The sequence below is a fragment of the Proteus sp. fly-1089 genome, from assembly GCF_040138965.1.
Classification (GTDB): Bacteria; Pseudomonadota; Gammaproteobacteria; order Enterobacterales; family Enterobacteriaceae; genus Proteus; species Proteus vulgaris_B.
On sequence record NZ_JBEETS010000006.1, the window covers coordinates 191,069 to 208,754 of the forward strand.

Here is a 17,686-nt window from a genome sequence, read left to right on the forward strand (position 1 = left end):
AACACAAATAAATTATAAAAATGCCGATATAGTTTAATAACATATCGGCATTTTAGTTAAAAAGGTGAAATCAATATCTAATTTATAATGTTAGCTTACATCGTTGAGAATGTATTCATAATTATCCCACCAGAGATAATCAATGCCATAGAGAATATAGCGGGTAAATCGGGTTTTTGTTTATATAAAATCATCGCAACTAGTGTCACGCCCACAATACCAAATCCACACCAAAGTGAATACGCTACACCTACAGGAATATATCCCATAGCGCGGGTTAAAGCGAAATAACAAATACAGTAAGCAGCAATCACTAAAACAGAAGGCGCTAATTTACTAAAGCCATTTGTTTTTTTAATCATAGACGTGCCGGTGATTTCAGAACCGATAGACAGCGCCAGCCATAAGAATCCGGTAAACATAATTGTTATCCTTATTTATTTTAATAAATACTTATTTATCAAAGAATAGTTTTATTAAAAAATAGATTTATTGAAAATATATTTATTGAAAATAGATTTATTTATTCACTGACGATGCAGCCTGTTTAATATTAGGCGTTTCGCTTGCTTCTTCTTCCTCTTCTTCTGATCCCATTTTCGAGAAGAGATTCATAATTACAATACCACTGGCAATAACGGCCATACCTATCATTGCCGCAGTATCAGGATGTTGACCATAAAACAACATACCTAAAGAAGAAACTACTAATATACCTGTACCAGACCATGTTGCATAAGCTAAACCAACTGGAATGTTTTTCACTGCACGTGATAATGAGTAATAACAAATAACATAAAGAACAACAATTAAGCCTAATAATAATGTTTTAGTTGTACCTTCACTATTATCAAACATTTTTAAGGTAGAGGTTGCTGAGGTTTCTGAAATAATAACCGCCAGCATCCAAAGCCATGATTTAGCTTTTGGTGACATAATAAGACTCCTGAGTTATCAGATATAATTTAATATTAATTTTTTAAACTTTTTAAATATTCAATAGCAGAATCTGTCAATTTATCTTGTGATAAACAGTATTCTCCAGGCTTATTCATTACTTCATTTAAAGTAATATAGCGATTATTATTTTCTTTTTTGATTTCAGGATAATATCCAGTTTTTTTATTATGATTATTATCAATCAAGTAAGTCTCTATTTCATTGATGGAATAAAAAGAAACACCTAATAATTTTAATCGATTAATATTTTCCTGAATAAGCAGGTTGTACTCTTTATTTTTATTTAAACCTAAAATCTCATTTAATTCACTTTCTGGTTGGCAAAAATATGGGAGAGCCATAACGGGAATATTTTGAGTTAATGCTGAATGAATTAATTCTCCTTCTTCACTCATTGATAACCCGTTAATAATTTCACCCACCAGCTTTTTATCGAAATAGGGAACGAATAAAGCGTGATAAGAAGATAAATTATTAATATCAAACTCGTCCGCTTTATGTATATCACCTAGATGACGCCATTTCGACAAATCATGGCTCTCTTGTGCCGGTGTTGTGACAAATAGAGAAAATCGAATATGAGAAAAAGTATTGATACGTTGACAAATTTCATCTTGGTATCCCGGTGCAGGTGTAAGTGCCAACAACACCGACTTTTTCATTCTTTTTTCTATTTCAGCAACAATCCTTTCAATTAACTGATTGTCCATTACGTCACCTCATTGTCTTAGCTGACAATAAATACGCTATCGTTGTTACGAAGTCCTGCTGCATTAGCTTCATCAGTATCTATATGAAATTCCAAAACAAATTTTTCACTAACACGAACAACAACCTCATCAAAAATCAGGCTACGCTCACCTTCTGTTTTAACGTGTACTTTTTGCCCATTGGTGACATTCAACATTCTGGCGTCAATTTCACTCATATGAATATGGCGTTGAGCACAGATCACTTGCTCTTGTAATTCAACATGACCCGCAGGTCCCATTAATACAGCTTGACCTGAACCGGCTAAATCACCGGATCCACGTACTGGTGCCTTTACTCCTAATGCAAAACAGTCAGCTTTTGAAATTTCTAATTGGCTTTGTGGACGAACAGGCCCTAAAACACGAACTTTACTGATCGAGCCTTTTGGCCCCACAACCATCACACACTCTTTTGCTGCAAACTGACCCGGTTGTTTAAGATCTTTAAACGGAGTGAGTTGATAACCTTTGCCAAATAATGCTTCAACATCTTGTTGTGAAAGATGCACATGCCGATTAGAAATACCAACAGGGATTGCCATTCCTTGCGTCTCCCCCGACATCACGCCATGTGCAGGCAAACGAGAGAGGATTTTTCCCATAATTTGTTGATTAATCATTATTTTTTACCTTTACGGCCTTCTGGTTTGATCTCTTTCTTACTACTTTGTACTTTGTCTGTCGCAGCTTTAGTTTCAGCGGCAATATTTTGAGCTTGTAAATCTGCAACTGCTTTTGTCGTCTCTAGCTTCTCAACTTCGTTTTTAACAGGAACTTCAACGATTGTTTCAACAACTGTTTCAAGAGCAATTTCTGGCGTTTTTTCAGTAACAATTGGGGCTTTTTTCTTACTTTTTATGGTCAGTAATTTGGTGATAACACTTGGTTCTGGTCTTGCAATAACTAATGAACCAATAACCAGCTCTTTTTGGCTAACCACATCAACACCATGATCAACCGCAGTCCTTACTGCACTGATCTCTCCCTGAAAACAGATTGATACCAAGCCAGATCCCACTTTTCGGTATCCAATAATTTCCACATTTGCCGCTTTACAAGCCGCATCTGCCGCTTGAATGGCGGCGGTTAATCCTCGTGTTTCAATCACACCTAAACTGTTCATCTTTCTCTCCTACTTAGTGACGGACAAGACGGATATCGAAATCAAATTTCTTAAAGAAGGCTTCTAAACTGTCTAACTCTTCTGGTGTATAACTAGGATCGTTTTTTATTGGGTAGATCATTTCCAATTTTTCGTATTTATTACGCCCAAACTGATGATAAGGAAGAATATCAATACGCTGAATATTGCCGCGTTTTGATAGCTCCATGGCGTAATTAATTGCTCCTGTAATTGCATCATAAGAGTCGTTATAACCACGGACTAATGGCATGCGAATAACCACATTGGCACCGAGATCCATTAAACGTTCTAAATTACGACGGACATTTTCATTACCGACACCAAACAACGCTTTATGCTGAGCTGTATCAATGTGTTTGATATCAATCAGAAATTGATCAACAACTTCCGCTAATTTTTCATAATTCGCCACATTAGTGGTCGCTTGCGTCTCCACAGCGGTATTGATCATCATCTTTTTACATTCTCGTAGAAGCGCAACCGCAAAATCAGTTTGTAAACTCATTTCACCGCCACCGATTGTGACGCCCCCCCCTGAAGAGATGTAAAAGTCATAATCTTGCATGATGATTTTCATTAGTTCAGAAACAGAAACATCTTTTCCCATAATATCAAGGGCATCAGAGATACAGACTTCTTCACATTTACGACAACCAATACAATCAACAGCGCGATCAACACGATGAACTTGTTTACCACTTTCATTGGTTGTCATGTAGTGCACCCCCGCCGGACAAACATCAACGCATTTACCGCAATCTACGCATTTGTCGTGAGAGTACATCACCTGAAACTCACTGCTGAGACCTTCTGGATTGGAACACCAAGGGCAGCGGATATTACAGCCTTTTAAGAAAACGAGAGTACGAATACCATCACCATCATAAATAGAGTATTTCTGGATATTAAATATCCGCCCTCTTATTTCTGCTGCCATTTCCATCTTTACGCCTCCAAATCTGCATCAAACATCCCTGTTCGATAAATTTAAATCTTGTCTTGTCGATTAAAAGGGATAGCCTGCACCATCCCTATGGCTGTAATTAGAATTTCTCAATTACAGTACGACTGATAATTTCATCCTGAACTTCTTTACATAATTCAACGAAGTAAGCACTGTAGCCAGCAACACGGACAATTAAATCACGGTATTTTTCAGGCTCTAATTGCGCTTTTTTCAGTACTTCATTATCGACATAGCTAAATTGCATCTGGCCGTTACCCAAAATGGAAGCTGTTCTTAATAAGGTAATTAAACCTTGACGACCTTCATTGGTATCTAACAAACCTTTCAGGAATTTGAAGTTATGAACCATACCGATATTCATGGTTTCAACATTCATTTTACTGATTGATTTAATAATCGCTGTTGGACCATGTTTATCCGCACCTTGTGTTGGGCTGATACCATCTGACAATGGTTTCCATGCGAAACGACCATTTGGAGTCGCTGCGGTTAACTCACCAATTGGCGTATTGTTAGAGATAGACAGCGTACCGTGGCTCAGAGTGGAGTAGAGCATTTTGTATTTACGACATTCACGCTCAGTCCATTCCGTAATATCCAGCGCATATTGGTCAACAACATCATCATCGTTACCAAACTTCGGTGCATTTAAGCAGTCACGTAATAACTCATCATGACCTTCAAAGTTAGCTAGTAGTGCATCACGGATTTGCTCTAAGGTGTATTTTTTATCTTCATAAACAAGTTTGCGAATAGCCGCCATTGAGTCCACATAAGTCGCTAAACCTGAGAAGATAAGACCGGGACCATGATTAACCATTGCACCACCCGCAGTGACGTCTTTACCTTGTTCCATACAGCCTTCAACCAGCAGAGACATTAATGGTTTTGGTGCAACATCACGGTGAACACGTTGGCTGATCACCGTACCAATTGCGGATAAACGAACGATATGTGCAACTTGCTCTTTTACAGCGCGATCGAAATCTTCATAAGTACGCAGGTCGCGTAAATCACCGGTATCTAAACCTTGATAGCTATCGAACAACACCATACGACCACGGTTTAATACAAACTCAATCGCAATAGGCCATTGGGTGTAACCTGTTGATGTCCATTGATAAATACGACCAGATTTTTGTGGCTCAACACAACCCATCAAGCAATAGTCACGCGCATCTTCAAAGTCGAAGCCTTTACGTAGCATCATCTTGATATGAGAATCATCGAAGTGGCATGCAGGGAAGCCCATACCCGCTTTAACTACATCCACAATTTTTTCCATATATTGCTGTGGAGATTGGTTATGAATACGACACGCTAATGATGGTTGATACACTTTCACAAAGCGCACTGCATCCATAATCAGGTAAGTTAAGTCGTTACACGCGTCGCCACCAGAGCGTTTTTGTCCACCGATAGTTAAGTTGATAAATGGCTGATAACCTGCGAAATACTTCGCTCCTAGCTCACTCGACATCCACATTAACTCAGCACATTTGATGATAAAGGCTTGCATCATTTCCAGTGCTTGTTCACGTGTTAAACGACCTGATTTGATATCGTTTTCATACATTGGGAAGCAGTATTGGTCTAAGCGACCTAAAGAAAGACCCGTTTGGTTTTCTTCAACTTCAAACAGTGACTCTACAGTCCAAATACTTTGCAAGGCTTCTTGCAGTGTTTTTGGTGGATTAGCTGGTACATTTTCGTTAACTTGAGCAATCGTCAGTAACTCTTCACGACGTTGAGGATTGCTCTCTTTTGATGCTAATTCACGTGCATGTTCTGCAATACGATGTGCATAAGCAATCACACCTTCACAGCTTTCAATAGACGCTTTATAGAAATAGATACGGTCGATATCAGCAGGGTTTTCCATGCTTAATTCAGCCAATTTTGCTTGCGCATCGGCTTTAATACCGTTCATACCTTTGGTGAATAACAGAACGTCATAACCTGGGCAAGTATCGCCACCACCATTGATTTGGTGATAAGAAAGGTCACTGACAAAGGTTTCACCACTAAATTCCCACACACCTGCTTCGCGATATTGTGCTTCACAAATTTCATCTAAAGAACGACCTTCCCAGAAGGGAACAATTTCTTCGCGAATAACTTTTTTATCTTCTTCTGAAATTTGGAATGGATCTTGTGGACGCGTGCTCATAGTATCGAGTTCATCACGAACCCAACGCCATGCAATATCAGGAGAGAAAGCACCAGCACGCGGTTTTCCACAAGGATGTCCAACAATCAGCTCTTCATCTTGAATTAAGATAGGTGCGGTTTCACATGCACGACGGAATGCTTTAGCGCGCAGCAAAATGGGTGGTAAACCTGGGTTATTACGAACAATTTCAGTAAATGCTAATGCTCTGTAGATAGAAACACTTGGACGTGCTTCTAAATAACGGTTACGTAAGCGTTGTAAGCGAGGCGTTAAACCTTCCATTACTTTGAATTCACTCGCATCTGCTGTTGGTGCAACAACACTCGCTGAAGGTGCAGCATATTGTGGCTGAGAATTCATACGGCCATTGTATAAACGTACTTGCAGTGAACTGTGTAATGTTGACAGATTAGCGCGCGCTGATAGCAACATTTCTGATAATTCGTTGATGCTGACTCGCGGATCGTTAATATCAACACCCTGTGTCATAGCATCAAACATTGGATAGCCATCAACTTCTTTGGTCGCACGTACTTCGGAAAGCTCTGCTAATTTCAACCAAACACTTTCAACAATTTCATAAGCCTGTGCTTGTGTTAAACGACCTTGGTCGATATCGCGTTGATAGAATGGATATAACGCTTTATCAAATCCCATTGGATTAATGGCGTAGCTACCATTTTCCAGATGTAAGACTAATTGCAGTAAATAGAATACTTGAACCGCTTCTTTAAAGGTTTCTGCTGGTTTTGCAGGGACTTTACGTAATACCGCAGCACTATCTAATAATTCTGCTTTACGATATGGATTACCTTCCATTGCAGCTAAATTTTCTGCTTTTGCAGACAGAATTTGTGCAAAATACAGTGCTGCATCACATGCATAAATAGCTGATTTACAGTAATTAGCTTCATCCATACTGCTACGATTTACGGCACTACCAATGCTTCTAATTCTGTCTTCAAGCTGTGCTTTGATTGCTAAGAAACCTTGGTTTACCACCAGCATATAATCAGGTGATGCAACGCTATTGTTAATACTTAAGAAACGGTAGATAGAGTCACTACGCACTTCATCTTCAGTGTGAAAAATCGCACCGCGTGGTGTTGATGACTGGCTGCCGATAATCAGTTCATCTTGTGCAATATAGCTTGGAAAATGACGGATAAACTCATAAAAACGTTGTGCAGGTTTAATCGCTTGTGGAACACCCGCAATGCTGTTGTCTAATGAATCAAAAATTGTCGCACGCTCTGTACTGATTGAGCTATTACGTGAAACTAAACGTTCTGCCAGCATTTTTACGCGTGGCGTCAAAGAATATTTGGCCATGTGAGGCTCTCCTGATGTTCTTTACTTGACCTAATCGGTATTAATTCGGTTGAGCATTAACTGTGTGATACACCGGCAAATGCCTGACGATACAATGTTTCTAATTGGTGTGTGTTCACGTCACGTGGATTTGTCGGCGTACAGCTATCTCGTAAAGCCTGTCCGACCATTTCCGTTAAACGGGCATAAAAGTCCGCTTCACTGACTCCGGTATCGCGAATACTCTTCGGCATACCCATTTCATCTTTCAATACATTAATGGCGACAATTAAACTGGTTACCCCTTCTCTTACGGTGTTAGCCGGAAGCCCTAAGCTTTGAGCAAGATAGGCGTAACGTTTTGCTGCTTCACTATTACAATCACCATGAAAATTGGCGTTAAAGGCGACGACATGTGTCATCAATAACGCATTTGCACGACCGTGAGGAACGTGGAATACACCGCCTAATGCGTGGGCAAGACTGTGAGTAATACCCAACGAAGCGTTAGTAAATGCCATCCCCGCAATACAAGATGCGTTATGCATTTTTTCACGGGCTAGTAAGTTGTCACCTTGATGATGGCAATCAATAAGATGGCTAAACACTAACTTGACGGCTTTCTCTGCCATCGCATCAGAAAAGTCAGATGCGGCTTTAGAAACATAGGCTTCTAGTGCATGACAAAGGACGTCCATACCTGTATCTGCGGTGATCGCAGGTGGTACAGACTTCACCAACTCAGGATCGAGAATGGCGACATCAGGCAACATAAACTCATCAACCAAGACCAGTTTTTCACTGCGTGATTTGATCACTGAAAAAGAAGTCACTTCCGAACCCGTACCGCTAGTGGTTGGGATCGCAATAAATTGTGGTTTTGTTCTGTTGCTCTCTTTACGGGTATGCCAGAGGGAGTACATAACGGCTTTCGCGGCATCAATCACTGATCCACCACCAAGTGCGATAACCAAATCTGGATAATGCGCATCCATCATCTTCATACCACTTACGATGGCTGAAATATCCGGATCTGAAGCAACATCATCGTAAACTTGGAACTCGATACCCCGTTGCATTAACTTGTCAGTGACTTTATTTGCAAAGCCAAACTTCACCATTGCTTTATCTGTCACCACAAATGCGCGGCGGGCAGTTAACCCAGAGAGAAAATTCAGTGCATTGGTGCCAAACTGAATTTGGGGTTTTATCAGAAACTCACTCATGTCGTTATTACTCCTTTCTGTCCCGATAAACCTTCTCAACAATGGCAACCACTGACATCGCTTTGTAACGTTCTTTGTTCAGTGCAAAATATTCTTCAGCCAACACAACATCGTTGATACCTGCACCTACACTATCCACTGCAACATACGTTTTATTTTTCAGTGGCTTAAGCTCATCATCTAAGGTGGCTATCATTAATAAATTGCTACCTTTAAGTTCTGGGCTTTTCTGTGTCGCTACTACGTGTCCGATTACCTTTGCGAGGATCATGGTTTATATCGCCTTATATCAATGAGTTATTTACTCAGACGTCCGAGAACTTCCTTGATAATGCGTTCCACGTTTTCTTCGGTAATATCACCTTGTTCAACCACTTGTTGCGCACAAGCACTGACCGTCGTTGCATAAGGAGATGCACCAAAGCGATCATCACCTTGAGTTTGACGTTGTGCAGTTGCGCATTCCGCATGAACAGGGGTTAAAGAAGGTGTACGAAAACGGTCATCATCAAGAATGCTGGTCTGGTGATTTGCGCTAGAAACAGCACAAGCAGAAACAGCAGGTTGAGCAGCTCCTTGTGCTAAAGGACAAGGTTGTTTCAACTCTTCAACGGTACGCACGCCATAACCTACTTTACGAATATTCAGTAAGTTCATTGGGCCGACATTGTCAGAGCTAGAACCACCACCTACAGCCCCACAGCCTAAAGTTAACGCTGGAGTAATATTAGTGGTTGCACCGATGCCACCTAATGCCGCTGGGGTATTAATCAGAATACGGTTAACCGGTTTTTCTAGAGAGAACTGACGAATAACATCTTCATTTTTGGTATGAATAACCAAGGTATGACCTAAACCTTCATTAGTCAGCAATTGCACCACGCGATCGCACGCTGATTTCCAATCTTCTTCGATATACATTCCTAAGATTGGGCATAATTTTTCACGTGAATACGGATTTTTTGGTGAAACAGTATCTTGTAATGCGATTAATACACGCGTATTTGCTGGTACACTAAAACCTGCACGTTGACTTAAATAAATCGCATCTTTACCCACTACAGCAGGGTTAATTGTGCCATTAGCACGCAGTAACATTGAAGCCACTTTGGTTGCTTCTTCGTCATTCATAAAGTAAGCACCTTGCGCTAATAGCTCACGGTGAACTTCGTTATAAATGCAACGTTCAACAATAATGGATTGCTCTGATGCACAGATAACTCCATTGTCGAATGTTTTACTGGTGATGATATCGCTCACTGCTTTTTTGATATCTGCACTGCGTTCGATAAAGGCTGGGCCATTACCTGGACCACCACTGATGGTTGGCGTACCTGATGCATAAGCAGCACGCACCATACCTTCGCCACCAGTCGCTAAAATTAATGACACATCTTTGCTGTGCATTAATTCTTTTGTCGCTTCCAATGTCAGTAATGTCACACCATCAACAATACCTGCTGGAGCTCCAGCCTCTAAAGCTGCTTTTTTAACAATTTCTAATGCACGGAAACTGCACTGTTTTGCATTTGGATGCGGAGAGAAAATAATCGCATTACCCGCTTTCAGTGCAATTAGGGTTTTATAGATAATGGTTGATGTTGGGTTAGTTGAAGGAACTAACGCCGTGATAACACCTAAAGGCACGCCAACATCCATGACTTTTTTCACTTTATCGTCATTGATAATGCCAACGGTCTTCATGTCTTTCATATGTTCATACACACGCAATGACGCGAAGGTATTCTTCAGCACTTTGTCTTCCCACTTACCAAAGCCTGTTTCTTCGTTCGCCATTTTTGCCAACTCTTCTGCATGACGAGCGGCTTCAAATGCAATGTGTTTTACAATACTGTCGATTTTTTCCTGCGAAAATTTAGCATAAACAAGTTGTGCATTTTTCGCGTTACGAACTAGCTCACGAGCCAGTTGTCTGGATTGCAAATCTTTATCTAATGCAACCATGTCTTCCCCCATACAGGAGTTAAAAAATTTAGCTGAATAACTTATTTCTTTGCTTTACAGCACGCCTGAAAAATCAGGCTTTGTGCTGTTGTGCGATTTTCTCGATATCGTTATGCGGTCTTGCAATAACACGAGAAGTCACCACGGTGCCGATACGTTTTGCCGCTTCAACACCTGACTCAACCGCTGCATTTACTGCACCGACATCGCCTTTCACCATTGCTGTCACTAAACCTGAACCGACGTTTTCATAACCAATCAGTTCAACATTGGCTGCTTTGCACATTGCATCAGCAGCTTCAATGCAAGCGACAAGACCTTTGGTTTCAACTAGACCTAGTGCTTCTTTCATATTTATTTCCTTCGTTATTCAGTCACTTTGTACTGGGCAACGATTTTTTGAATATCGTTATGTGGACGAGCGATGACTAATGAAGTCACAACAGTACCAACACGTTGAGCAGCTTCTAAGCCAGATTCCACAGCGGCTTTAACGGCACCTACATCACCTTTCACCATTGCAGTCACTAAACCTGAACCCACATTTTCGTAGCCGATTAACTCAACATTTGCCGCTTTACACATCGCGTCAGCTGCTTCAATACAAGCCACCAGCCCTTGAGTTTCAATAAGTCCTAATGCATCACCCATACGTTCTCCTAAGGCAAAAACTATGCCTTGTGTTTGATAACAATTTTGTTGATGTCATTGTGAGGACGAGCAATCACGAGCGATGTAACAACTTCACCCACGCGTTGTGCTGACTCCACACCTGAATCCACAGCAGCTTTCACTGCGCCTACGTCGCCTTTCACCATCGCAGTCACGAGACCTGAACCCACATTTTCATAGCCAATAAGTTCAACGTTCGCGGCTTTACACATAGCGTCAGCGGCTTCAATACATGCCACCAGACCTTTGGTTTCGATCAGACCTAATGCATCACCCATTTTCATTTCCTCCGAGAAGCCGTTTAACGGTTTACGTTTGCCCATTGTGTCTGCGTGGTGATTTTTTAAACGCAGACGTTGGTTTCAAAATCACTATAACGCGCAAAAAAGAAAACAAAACATAAATCCATAATATGAACACATATAGAATTTAACTCTATAATTTAGTGTTATTTATCTCTAAATTTATTTAATCATGCTGTTTATTTGTTTTTTTCATCGTTATAAGTTTATTAATTTCCACAAAAAATAGATGGAAAAATAGACGAATTAACTTTGTTAGGAGGATGTTGAAAAGGTGAAAAAAGGCAGTACATATTGGAAGAAAAGATGTGCGAGATATCACTGATATTTCAATGTGAGATCAATAATTGAAAAAGGCTAAATCGAGTCTATATACAAATCGTGCTATTTTGTGTTGATAACGTATTTATTTCATCTAGCCCCTTACAACAGGTATAGAAAAGTGGAAAGGAGCACGCTTTATCTAATACCTATATACAAGGCTTACACGAATAATAAAGTGGGGGGAGGTATCGTTTACTGGAAAGGCACAAACCTACGACTGAGCATTTATGCTTATTTAAGGAAAGCTTTCAGTTTGTACAACAAGGGAAGGTAAAAGAGAGAAAGTCATCACACAATAACAGTGAATATAAGTAAAAGAATGAAGCGTAATAAATTAGATCTTAAAACACTGAAAAGGTGGAAACAGATGTACCCACCTTATAAAAACAAGATTAGATAGGATCAGTTAATCAAATTTACTACCTGGTTTTAAGGTACAAATATAGAGGGGGGAATTGAGCGAACTTAATAGTAAAGTTTTCTCATTAAGCTTTTGTGCATTAATAAATAACCCATCATGACTATCTGACATTTCGCGCATAAAATAATCAAAAATCACATCAGGAGATTCATCAATTGATGATGCACTAGAATCCCATTGACTAACAAAATAGTGACGCTCTGTCGGTGAAACACGCTTGGTCGTATAATCAAATTTCACATAACGTTGTAAATACAACCATCCGGCTTTTGAAGTGGTATAGCCTTCAACAACAATTGATCCTTTACCATTGGCACCAAATGAAAAATGAATATTGCCATTTACATTTTCATCTTCCATATTTTCAAAACGCATAATGCCTTTGGTTGAGCAAACCATGACACCTTCATTTTTAATCGTTAATAATCTTGTTGCAGCATAAGTAGCGACCAAGATAAAAATCAGGGCCGATAAAAAACATAAAAGTTTCCCTGAAATTTTCATTAGTATTTCCAAGAATAGTAAAAGTAATTGTCGCAATAACTAAATGGATTATCTTCGTTCTTTGCACAGTGCGCTAAAAACACTCGCCCCAATCCATTTGTTTGTAATTTATCACCATAAAAGAAAACGAATCGCTCACCTTTCACACACTGTAAATTAAGCTTCTTTCTTACTGCGTCAAAATTGCGAACATAATTATCACTTACTGCAGAATTAATCATAGCTTCATTAGAAAGTAACTCACAATCATTGTGTGTTAATGGTGTCAATGAAATTGGCTTTGATTGATGTTGATTAAAAAAGATGATCACCGCAAGAAATACGGCACCTAATAGAAAACCAATGCTGGCTAAATACCAACAAATTTCTGGTTTTTGTTTTTGTTGTAGTGTTTCTTCTTGTGTAGGCTCTAAAGGTGTTTGCGTTAAAGATAAAGGTGTCGCTGTTTCAACAGCTATTTGATTTTCATCTTTAACTAAAATAGGTGCTTCTTCATTCGTTTGAGTTGAAGGTAATAGCGTTGAGTCATCAATGAGTTCAACTGAAATATCCGGATTAAACTCTAATCGCCCTTTCGCAATAGTGACAATGATATTTTCAATACCATAATGGCGAAATATTTTTCGTAATAAACTCAAATATTGGTTTAAATTACTGTTTGATGAAACCAGCCCATTATCATCCCAAACACGTTTTAATACTTCATCACGATTAACAACACCTGGATGCTGAATAAAATAAAAGAGTAACGCATTTGCGGTAATAGAAAGATGTGTATCAACACTGTCTTTTTCTAATGATATCGCGCCATCCGTTGCGTCGTAATAAATTAAGGCATTTATTTTGTATTTCATTGTGCCCTCATTCATCCTGATTAAAATTACTGATTTGCTGTGTTTGCCATATAGTCAAATGTCATTTCAGATAATCTTTCAACTAATGCGCTACGCTCTTCTTGTGAGATAGTAGGACCTTCTGTTAATTCAGATAACCAAAGACCATCTGCGGCATAACGAATTAAAGTACCTAAATAACTATTATCTAATTTATCGCCTTTGGCTAAATGATCTAACATCCAATCTCGCCAGCATTTACGCATAATAGGCTCGTTTGGCATTGCTAAAGATAGTATGGCTAATTGGCGACTTTCGTCTGACTGTTTTAAATCAGAAATATAAGTTAAATATGCGCGAGAAAAACGCCCTGCTTCAATAGGATCATTTTCCATAATAACTGCAATTCGGCTATCCATAATCCCCAATAGCCGTTTAAATACTGCCTGCACTAATTCTAATTTTCCGGGGAAATGATGAAGTAGACCACCTTTACTTACACCCGCTTCTTTTGCTACGGCATTTAAAGAAAGAGAGGCTATTCCTTCATTAGCCACAATAATGCTTGCCGCTTCCAATAATTGCTCTTGAACTCGGATAGGATCTTTTTTTCGGTGATGTGCAGTTGTATTCATGCATAGGATAATACCGACCAGTCGGTATGTTCCTTATTGATCAAAATCAATCCCTTTTAGACTCAAGTCGATTAATTATAAATAATGTCGTTCACTTCACACTCCCTTATTTATTTAACTATATTATTTTTTAAAATATAAAATAAATTTATAAATATTGATTTTATCTTTATATTTATAAATTTGAGATAATGATAATTTGATTATTATCAACAACAATAAAATCATTAAAAATATTTATTTATTATTTATCAATTTCACCCATTGTTTTACTATTTAACCAGAGGAATACCTTTAGCCAAAGCATAAGCGGTAAGTTCAATAAGAATCTCAGGATTATTAAAAATTTGGGGGCTTCTATCAGCTTGTAATTGATGAATAATATCCTCTAATGATTGGTTGCTTTTCCCACCACTATTTATAGTATCCATTATTTCCTTTATAGCAAAAAACTCATTTATTCTATTCGTTTCATTAGTTTCATGAATAAGGAAATTATACTTATCTTTATTTAACTCATCTTTATTTAACTCATCTTTATTTAACTCATCTTTATTTAACTCATCTTTATTTAACTCATCTGTATTTAACTCATCTGTATTTAACTCATCTGTATTTAACTCATCTTTATTTAACTCATCTTTATTTAACTTTTCTTTTTCTATAAACCTAATCGTGTTTTCTAATATAAAAGGATCCATTAATGCTCCAGCCTTCCAATTATTTATATGAACAAATTTAATATACTTTTCTTTATCTTGATCGCTTACATTATTAGTATATATCTCAAAATTTATAACAGGATAATTATCATACATTTTCTTTTGTGTTTTTTCATAATCACTTCCTATTACAGCCACAGCACTATTATTCATAAAGTAATCAAAATATTTAAAATATTTAAAATCATCCCCATCAAGCATGAAAGAATTATTATTAACATTGTTCTTTTCAATTGATTCAATATCATTAACATTAAAAAGTTCACTGTTATAAGATAGAATATAGACAACATCAATATCTTCATTTAACAACATTTTTAGATATTGATTTAATTCTTTCGTCGTATGTAATGGATATTCAGATAAAATAGCCTTGTTCCCTGAAGGTGTTAACATTTCATTAGCTGGGAAATTTTTGGATGAATTTTTAATTAGTGTATCTTGACAAAAGTGAGTATAATTATTCCTTTGGTTATCCACTTGGGTATATTTATCTTTAGGATAAACATAACCATTTAGATTATTAATTAACTTATTGCTTTGCTTACCAATTTCGTTAATACCTATATTTTCCAACTTAGATAAAACACTATTATTTACACCATTTAAATTCATTTCCGTCAGTCTTTCTTGATATAACTTGAGTTTATCTGCCACATTCTCTACAAATTTAGGCAATTCCATTCCATTCAGAAATTTATAGCAACTGTCTTGATTTGCTATAACATTTCCTCCTTTCTCAAATAACATATAATCTTTCTTATTTATTTCTCTTTTTTTACCATGCTCTGACTTTGTAGTTTCCGTCAAATTACTACATTTGTATTTATCACTAACATTGTGTTTATTATTAATATTGTATTCATCACTAACATTGTGTTTATTATTAATATTGTATTCATCACTAATATTGTAAAAGCAATTCTCCATATCATCGTTTTTATTAATACTTTGTTCTTCAGAAAATTTATTTAACTCTGTAGTAAATAGAGCTTCATACCCAGGTTTAAAAGCTTTATATTCAGAAGAAGTATTTTTTATACCTGAAAAATATTCACCAGAAGAATGAGAAGGATCACAGCCACAATTTATTTTAGATACTATTGGTAAATCCATATTGTTGCTAATAGAGCCTGGCATAATTATTCCTTATTTTAAATAAAGCTATTCCACATTCCATAATCATAACCACCCGTAAAACGGGTGGTTTGCTTTTGCCCTATAAGGGCTTGTTACCGACTGCGCCTTAATGACGCCACTTTCTCTTCGTTCAAGCTAAGTGTCTTTGCTACTTTGACTTACCCCTTGAAGGGGTTTTCATATTCCTTACTACTCAATTTATCCGAGATTAAATCCGACTTTTCTTGCTCTCTGATATACTTTTGAATTGTGGCTTCATTGAGTCCAACTGTTGTGACATAGAACCCTTCCGCCCTAAACTTTCTGTTGCCAAATTTATATTTGAGATTGGCATGTCTATCAAAGATCATTAACGAACTTTTACCTTTCAAATATCCCATGAAACTTGATACGCCTATCTTCGGTGGAATACTCACTAACATATGAACATGATCTGGCATAAGATGCCCTTCGATTATTTCCACACCTTTATACTTACAAAGGTCTCGAAGGATCTCACCTATACTTGAATGAATTTTATTAAAAATCACTCTCCGTCTATATTTCGGCGAAAAGACGATATGGTATTTACACAGCCACTTTGTATGTGCTGAGCTTTGTGCTTTAATGCCCATAAACACCTTTCCTTATTTAAGTTACGAATATTAGCTTGAACATCTATATCGTAACGGAAAGGTGTTTTTCTTGGTATAACCTTTAATACCCACCCGTATAGCGGGTGGTTTTATATTTAAGACGCTGACGCGACTTAAACTGGCTAAAGCCCGTAATAAAATAAAAACAAAGAAATCAACGTTAAATTAATTTATTTATTTAAAATTAAATTTATTTTTTATACAAATAGAATTAGCATTATTTAAAGAATACTAAATTTAGTGCCATATTTAAACAACCTAAGAAGTTCATCATCTGTTGGCATGGTATCATAACTATTTTCCTCAGATAACGTATCACCAGAAGGTGAAGTATAAATATCCTCCTCATAAAAATCAGTAGAATCAAAAACCTCACTATATATATTATCAACTGTGACTAAGTTATTTTCTTCTATTGATTCATATATATTTTCTTCTGGAATATTTATTCCTTCATATTTATGTTCTTTTGGATTACCTATTTCTTCATATGTATTTTCTTCTGGATTTTTTATTCCTTCACATATATGTTTTTCTGGATTATCTGTTGATTCATATCCATTTTCACCTAAATCATATATTGAATTATATCCACTATCAACTGAACCATATATTGAATTACATTTACTTTTATCTAAATCATCTATTTCACATTGACTATTTAAAAACATTTTTACAGAAGAGAGCGAGCTTTCTCCTAAGTGTTTAGTATTATTGCAGAAACTAACAAGATCAAATTCATCGGATTTCGAACTTGTTGAAACCTGTCTAAAAGGCGTATTGCTATTAAATAAACCCGTTATACCAGAACTAAGATTAGAGAAAAAATCAACAATGTTATTTATTACTTTTCCTGCTCCTGTTGTCAGTTGATTCACTGTATCTCTAAATATAGAAGTAATACTCATTATATATCCTTATATTAAAAATAATAAAATTAATCCTTCTAAAATATATTAGTAAGTTTAAGAAATTTAAGTATAAAAAAACCTCCTTTAAA

At 37.2% G+C, this 17,686-nt stretch carries 19 protein-coding genes; all 19 read right to left on the reverse strand.

Annotated elements, in window-relative coordinates:
* Positions 1-95 precede the first annotated feature (95 nt).
* Positions 96-422 carry a DMT family transporter gene (locus tag ABN080_RS14035; RefSeq protein ID WP_004245856.1) on the reverse strand — a complete coding sequence of 109 codons (327 nt, stop codon included), beginning with the start codon at positions 420-422 and terminating at the stop codon, positions 96-98.
* A gap of 97 nt (positions 423-519) precedes the next feature.
* Entirely contained in the window at positions 520-936 is a 417-nt protein-coding gene (locus ABN080_RS14040) for a DMT family transporter (protein ID WP_196554547.1), read from the reverse strand.
* A 35-nt stretch (positions 937-971) separates the two neighbouring features.
* Complete coding sequence (locus tag ABN080_RS14045) at positions 972-1,670, reverse strand: hypothetical protein (protein WP_349441314.1); 699 nt, start codon at positions 1,668-1,670, stop codon at positions 972-974.
* A 17-nt stretch (positions 1,671-1,687) separates the two neighbouring features.
* A complete protein-coding gene (locus tag ABN080_RS14050; RefSeq protein ID WP_371032924.1) occupies positions 1,688-2,275 on the reverse strand; it encodes a phosphate propanoyltransferase in 588 nt (195 codons plus the stop codon).
* 56 nt (positions 2,276-2,331) lie between these two features.
* Positions 2,332-2,835, reverse strand: coding sequence for a BMC domain-containing protein (locus tag ABN080_RS14055; RefSeq protein ID WP_349441316.1), 504 nt, complete (start codon positions 2,833-2,835; stop codon positions 2,332-2,334).
* 13 nt (positions 2,836-2,848) lie between these two features.
* Positions 2,849-3,799 (reverse strand): choline TMA-lyase-activating enzyme, encoded by a 951-nt coding sequence (gene cutD, locus ABN080_RS14060; RefSeq protein ID WP_164526794.1) that lies wholly within the window; start codon positions 3,797-3,799, stop codon positions 2,849-2,851.
* A 100-nt stretch (positions 3,800-3,899) separates the two neighbouring features.
* Positions 3,900-7,328: a choline trimethylamine-lyase gene (gene cutC, locus ABN080_RS14065; RefSeq protein WP_349441317.1), complete on the reverse strand. Its 3,429-nt coding sequence runs from the start codon at positions 7,326-7,328 to the stop codon at positions 3,900-3,902.
* 56 nt (positions 7,329-7,384) lie between these two features.
* Positions 7,385-8,533, reverse strand: a complete 1,149-nt coding sequence (locus ABN080_RS14070) for a 1-propanol dehydrogenase PduQ (protein ID WP_196554553.1) — start codon at positions 8,531-8,533, stop codon at positions 7,385-7,387.
* Positions 8,534-8,540: 7 nt separating this feature from the next.
* Complete coding sequence (locus ABN080_RS14075) at positions 8,541-8,804, reverse strand: EutN/CcmL family microcompartment protein (protein WP_349441318.1); 264 nt, start codon at positions 8,802-8,804, stop codon at positions 8,541-8,543.
* Positions 8,805-8,830: 26 nt separating this feature from the next.
* A complete protein-coding gene (locus ABN080_RS14080) occupies positions 8,831-10,498 on the reverse strand; it encodes an acetaldehyde dehydrogenase (acetylating) (RefSeq protein WP_349441319.1) in 1,668 nt (555 codons plus the stop codon).
* A gap of 73 nt (positions 10,499-10,571) precedes the next feature.
* Positions 10,572-10,850 (reverse strand): BMC domain-containing protein, encoded by a 279-nt coding sequence (locus ABN080_RS14085; protein WP_006536328.1) that lies wholly within the window; start codon positions 10,848-10,850, stop codon positions 10,572-10,574.
* A 14-nt stretch (positions 10,851-10,864) separates the two neighbouring features.
* Entirely contained in the window at positions 10,865-11,149 is a 285-nt protein-coding gene (locus ABN080_RS14090) for a BMC domain-containing protein (RefSeq protein ID WP_006536329.1), read from the reverse strand.
* 20 nt (positions 11,150-11,169) lie between these two features.
* A complete protein-coding gene (locus ABN080_RS14095) occupies positions 11,170-11,448 on the reverse strand; it encodes a BMC domain-containing protein (RefSeq protein ID WP_004249182.1) in 279 nt (92 codons plus the stop codon).
* A 754-nt stretch (positions 11,449-12,202) separates the two neighbouring features.
* Positions 12,203-12,721, reverse strand: coding sequence for a FidL-like protein (locus tag ABN080_RS14100; RefSeq protein WP_196554555.1), 519 nt, complete (start codon positions 12,719-12,721; stop codon positions 12,203-12,205).
* On the reverse strand, positions 12,721-13,575 hold the full coding sequence (locus ABN080_RS14105) for a transcriptional regulator (RefSeq protein ID WP_349441320.1): 855 nt from the start codon (positions 13,573-13,575) through the stop codon (positions 12,721-12,723). Before ABN080_RS14105 ends, ABN080_RS14100 begins: the two co-directional genes overlap by 1 nt.
* Before the next feature lie 26 nt (positions 13,576-13,601).
* Positions 13,602-14,189, reverse strand: a complete 588-nt coding sequence (locus ABN080_RS14110; RefSeq protein ID WP_072069149.1) for a TetR/AcrR family transcriptional regulator — start codon at positions 14,187-14,189, stop codon at positions 13,602-13,604.
* A 272-nt stretch (positions 14,190-14,461) separates the two neighbouring features.
* Complete coding sequence (locus ABN080_RS14115; RefSeq protein WP_349441321.1) at positions 14,462-16,051, reverse strand: protein-tyrosine phosphatase family protein; 1,590 nt, start codon at positions 16,049-16,051, stop codon at positions 14,462-14,464.
* A 158-nt stretch (positions 16,052-16,209) separates the two neighbouring features.
* Complete coding sequence (gene tnpA / locus ABN080_RS14120; protein ID WP_349441322.1) at positions 16,210-16,665, reverse strand: IS200/IS605 family transposase; 456 nt, start codon at positions 16,663-16,665, stop codon at positions 16,210-16,212.
* 242 nt (positions 16,666-16,907) lie between these two features.
* Entirely contained in the window at positions 16,908-17,594 is a 687-nt protein-coding gene (locus ABN080_RS14125; RefSeq protein WP_349441323.1) for a hypothetical protein, read from the reverse strand.
* Positions 17,595-17,686 lie beyond the last annotated feature (92 nt).

What these genes read in the sequence shown, in the direction of transcription:
- ABN080_RS14035 (WP_004245856.1), bottom strand. Translation starts at nt 422, where the DNA reads ATGTTTACCGGATTCTTATGGCTGGCGCTGTCTATCGGTTCTGAAATC.
- ABN080_RS14040 (WP_196554547.1), bottom strand. Translation starts at nt 936, where the DNA reads ATGTCACCAAAAGCTAAATCATGGCTTTGGATGCTGGCGGTTATTATT.
- ABN080_RS14045 (WP_349441314.1), bottom strand. Translation starts at nt 1,670, where the DNA reads ATGGACAATCAGTTAATTGAAAGGATTGTTGCTGAAATAGAAAAAAGA.
- ABN080_RS14050 (WP_371032924.1), bottom strand. Translation starts at nt 2,275, where the DNA reads ATGTCGGGGGAGACGCAAGGAATGGCAATCCCTGTTGGTATTTCTAAT.
- ABN080_RS14055 (WP_349441316.1), bottom strand. Translation starts at nt 2,835, where the DNA reads ATGAACAGTTTAGGTGTGATTGAAACACGAGGATTAACCGCCGCCATT.
- cutD (WP_164526794.1), bottom strand. Translation starts at nt 3,799, where the DNA reads ATGGAAATGGCAGCAGAAATAAGAGGGCGGATATTTAATATCCAGAAA.
- cutC (WP_349441317.1), bottom strand. Translation starts at nt 7,328, where the DNA reads ATGGCCAAATATTCTTTGACGCCACGCGTAAAAATGCTGGCAGAACGT.
- ABN080_RS14070 (WP_196554553.1), bottom strand. Translation starts at nt 8,533, where the DNA reads ATGAGTGAGTTTCTGATAAAACCCCAAATTCAGTTTGGCACCAATGCA.
- ABN080_RS14075 (WP_349441318.1), bottom strand. Translation starts at nt 8,804, where the DNA reads ATGATCCTCGCAAAGGTAATCGGACACGTAGTAGCGACACAGAAAAGC.
- ABN080_RS14080 (WP_349441319.1), bottom strand. Translation starts at nt 10,498, where the DNA reads ATGGTTGCATTAGATAAAGATTTGCAATCCAGACAACTGGCTCGTGAG.
- ABN080_RS14085 (WP_006536328.1), bottom strand. Translation starts at nt 10,850, where the DNA reads ATGAAAGAAGCACTAGGTCTAGTTGAAACCAAAGGTCTTGTCGCTTGC.
- ABN080_RS14090 (WP_006536329.1), bottom strand. Translation starts at nt 11,149, where the DNA reads ATGGGTGATGCATTAGGACTTATTGAAACTCAAGGGCTGGTGGCTTGT.
- ABN080_RS14095 (WP_004249182.1), bottom strand. Translation starts at nt 11,448, where the DNA reads ATGGGTGATGCATTAGGTCTGATCGAAACCAAAGGTCTGGTGGCATGT.
- ABN080_RS14100 (WP_196554555.1), bottom strand. Translation starts at nt 12,721, where the DNA reads ATGAAAATTTCAGGGAAACTTTTATGTTTTTTATCGGCCCTGATTTTT.
- ABN080_RS14105 (WP_349441320.1), bottom strand. Translation starts at nt 13,575, where the DNA reads ATGAAATACAAAATAAATGCCTTAATTTATTACGACGCAACGGATGGC.
- ABN080_RS14110 (WP_072069149.1), bottom strand. Translation starts at nt 14,189, where the DNA reads ATGAATACAACTGCACATCACCGAAAAAAAGATCCTATCCGAGTTCAA.
- ABN080_RS14115 (WP_349441321.1), bottom strand. Translation starts at nt 16,051, where the DNA reads ATGCCAGGCTCTATTAGCAACAATATGGATTTACCAATAGTATCTAAA.
- tnpA (WP_349441322.1), bottom strand. Translation starts at nt 16,665, where the DNA reads ATGGGCATTAAAGCACAAAGCTCAGCACATACAAAGTGGCTGTGTAAA.
- ABN080_RS14125 (WP_349441323.1), bottom strand. Translation starts at nt 17,594, where the DNA reads ATGAGTATTACTTCTATATTTAGAGATACAGTGAATCAACTGACAACA.